At 62.8% G+C, this 3,548-nt stretch carries 1 protein-coding gene and 2 pseudogenes; 2 read left to right on the top strand and 1 reads right to left on the bottom strand.

Annotated elements, in window-relative coordinates:
• Positions 1-59: 59 nt before the first annotated feature.
• Positions 60-1,856 (bottom strand): recombinase family protein, encoded by a 1,797-nt coding sequence (locus IC50_RS37395; protein ID WP_011084515.1) that lies wholly within the window; start codon positions 1,854-1,856, stop codon positions 60-62.
• On the opposite strand from IC50_RS37395, the pseudogene IC50_RS39895 reads away from it, so the two are divergent.
• Positions 1,743-2,094: pseudogene (locus IC50_RS39895) on the top strand (DDE-type integrase/transposase/recombinase); the annotation flags it as partial. The gene IC50_RS37395 and the pseudogene IC50_RS39895 overlap by 114 nt on opposite strands.
• A 181-nt stretch (positions 2,095-2,275) precedes the next feature.
• Positions 2,276-3,548: pseudogene (locus tag IC50_RS37390) on the top strand (hypothetical protein); the annotation flags it as partial.

The raw sequence follows: 3,548 nt of genomic DNA, 5'->3' as shown, positions 1-3,548 counted from the left end.
ACTCAGCTCTGATTCCGGGTACTAGATTCGATAACCTGTTTTGTTGAGTAGCGTGATGGTCAAGGTTGCCAAGCCCCGAGCCATGGCTCGATCGCGTCCTCGGCGGGCTTGAACACCGGGATGTGGTAGTTCGAGCGCATTGATGTGACGCGCTCGCGGGTCCAGCGATTGCCGTTGCCGGTCTTGAGGCCGTTGCGATTGAGGAGGCCGGCAATCAGATCGTCGCTGGCGATCAGCACCAGTTGACGCACGGCCTGGACGATATCGGCAGAGGTGCTGTTGCGCTGTCCGCGCCGGCGCTTCGGCAAGCGCAACTCGCTGTGGGCGCCCCCCACCCAATGGACGATGAGAACGATCTCCGAGGCCGCGTCGTCGATATCGGCCACGACCTCATGGATGAGGGTGCGCACAATGCGCTTCTTGAGGCGAGCATCCGTCGTCGGCGCATCCCAGACCGTTTTGAGGTTCGAGGCCAGAACGCCGAGCGAGACTGGATCGGCAAGGGGTGCGGGCGTGGCCGCATCATGCATGGCGATCTTGGCCTCAACCTCCGCCGCGTGAGCGAGCGCCCTGTTCCAGCGCGCTTCCAGCTCACTGGCCACCAGCCGGTTCGCGGGATCAGCGGCATCGTATTGCCGGAAAGCCCTGTCGGCGGCATAGCGCGCCGCTTCGAGGTCGCGACTGAGAGCATCGCGTACCTGATCGCGCCGTTCCCTGGCTCCCTTGGCGGCAGCGGTTGCGGCGGCGACAGCGCCCGGACCGACGACTCCAAGCAGCGATTCTTCGATGGCGTCATCGACGCGCAGTCCGCCGAAGGCGATGCAGTGGGCCCAGCCATTATCCATCCAGGCACGGTTGCAGCTGTAGCGCGGGATATGGTTCTCCATGCCGGAGTACCGGAGTGTGAGCTTGCGACCGCAGCGCTTGCAGCGGATCAGACCGGCCAGCAACGCGTCACCATGGTTGGGCGCGCCGTGATGCCGACTGGTGGGAACATTGCTGCTGACCATGGTGCGAATCGCCTCGAACTTCTCCCAGCTCACATACCCTTCGTGAGTGTTGGGCTTCAGCGTCAGCCATTCGTTCCGCGCCTTGCGGCGGATCTTCAGGCTCACGCCAGCGGTGCTGTATCCCGCCGCCACAGCTGTCTTACCATAGGCATAGGCGCCGCCGTAGACCGGGTTCTCAATGATCCGGTGGATGGCAGAGTAGTTTGGTCGCCGCCAGGCCGTGTCGCCGTTGGTCTGCTTCACCGGCAGATCGAGATTGTACTCATGGAGCCAGCAGAGCGCCTGTCGCGCGCTGCCCAGTTCCTCGACCTTGTCGAACACCAGCTTGATCGCCTCCTGGACACGCCGATCCGGGTCTTTCTCATAACGGTCGCCGGCCTTCACGAAGCCGACGGGCGCTGTCACAACCAACTCGCCCCGGCGCGCCTTCTCGTAGCGGGCCGAGAGCGAGCGCTGGCGCAACAGATCCAGCTCGTACTCGTTGAGGCTGCCCTTGAGCCCGAGCAGCAGGCGGTCGTTGCCGTGCCTTGGCGCATAGATGGTCTCTTGATCGACCAGAACGGTATCGACCACGCGGCACATCTCGATGAGTTGCTGCCAATCCCGGCTGTTGCGGGCGAAGCGCGAGACCTCGCGGGCGCAAACCGCACCAACCCTGCCGAGGCAAACCTCCGCCACCATTCGCTCGAATCCGGCGCGTTGTATGCCGCCGGCGGCTGAACGACCATCTGACGACGGACAATCACGGACAAGCTCCGTTCGTACGGCGCTGCGAGGGCGAAGATGGGCTTTCACGTCGAACATCGCCAGCACAAAGCTCTCAACAATTGGGCCGAGAATTCTCATCAGCCGACGCGGCGGCGCGAGCGGATCATGGAGCGTTTCAAATCGTCCCGTCAGGCTCAACGGTTTCTGTCAGTTCACGATCAGGTCGCGAACCTTTTCCACATCCCCTATTCTGGAGCCGTCACTGCCGACTTCCGTCGTGCTTCGCGCGGGCGAGCCTTTGCGACTTGGCGCGAGGTCTCCGCGACAAGCGCTATCGCCGAATCTCGAACCTTTGAGAAGCGCCTCCTTCGGCTCGCGGTCGATTAAGTTGACGATGCCCCGCTGCCTCCAGCAGCACGCCAGGCGCGATGGAATTGCACCCCACGGTGATCCGGGTTTTCCTGTGAATCGGGGAGAAGCGCCCTACGTCAGCTACTCGTCAGCCAGCCAGTCTATGCAGACTGGCTGCGCACTCTCGACTTTATCGGAGGTGGAATATGACAGGCATTGGCCGAGCTGGTAAATCGCACGTTGGGCCCGCAGGAGCCGACAGCGCATGGGGATCGAGTAGTTCGAGCCCGGAGCTCGGTCCCGCCCCCGGGGAGGGCGGGCAATCTTTCGACTCTGTCGTGGAGCGGATGCGCTCCGGGCCTCGAGATGGAACGGCTCCGCTCGTGAGCCTGCCACCAGCTTCGGCGGTGGCAGTCCAGATTTCCTCAAGTGGCGACGGAATCAAGGCAGCGAAGCAAAAAATGCGCAGCCTGCTTGCGGGGCTTGATGCTTCTAAAAATGCAGCCACACGAGCCCAGAACCCGAACCCGTCGGAGGCGCAAGAGCTGATCGATCAAGTCGTCAAGGCAGGCTCGGAAGTTCTGGGCTATTACGCGAGCCTCCCCCCGGACATGGCGCGCGGGCTTCTTTCCGACGGTCGGGCTCGCCGACTCCGCGAGGAAACTATCGCTGCGGGAAACGAATGCGACATCGTGGCCACCTGGATTATCGGCGACCTGGAGAAGAGCAGGAAGAAAGCAACAGCCTTGCTCAAGAATATGCGAGTTGCCAACGCTCAGCCTGACCAGCTGAGCCGAGCGGTATCCAGCGTGGCGAAGCACTACGAGGCCTGCATGGAGGGGTGGGGAAAGAAGGCATTGCGCATGGAACGGATGCAGTCCGTCTGCGCGGCCACCGCCAACTTGCCGAGCACCACGCCCGAGATGCGGCAGGCCGAAGAGGCCGCACTACGCCTGCAGACCGGCTGGGCACTTTATACGAAGTGCGTGTATCTGCAATCGCAGGTTGCTCTTGCTCAGCTTCTAATTGAGTCGCGGGCGAGCACGTTCGAACCAGCTGTAAGCGACGCCCTCATGGGTGAGGATGGGCGGGTGCGTCTGCTCGGGACCTTTATCGAGGATGTTTTTCCGGCATTTAACTCGGCGTCCGAAGCCGTTCTGAGCAGCAACGGAGCGGCACTCGACGCAGACCACTGCACCGTTCTGGAAGGAGTCATGGAGCGGCTTTCGGAATTTGCCTCAGGGGTGCACGGAATCGTTACCAGGCTAAGGGACGCCGGAACGGATGCCGACCTTCCATTAAAACTGTTGGGCCAGATCGCGGATGGTGCATGGGTCACCGCGGACGACGTCACGCGTCTTTTGGACGTGCAGCCAAAGACGCCCGCCGTGATTGAGCCGACGGCCCGGACTGCCGTAGTGGTTGAGGGGGGCGCGGCCCGCAGGGAGGGGAAGGGCAAGCGCGCACCGGCCGCAGGCG

It is taken from the genome of Bradyrhizobium genomosp. I (2014) (assembly GCF_000261685.1).
Lineage (GTDB): Bacteria > Pseudomonadota > Alphaproteobacteria > Rhizobiales > Xanthobacteraceae > Bradyrhizobium.
The sequence above is the reverse complement of the archived record's forward strand: the minus strand, read 5'-3'. Positions and strand labels throughout refer to the sequence as shown.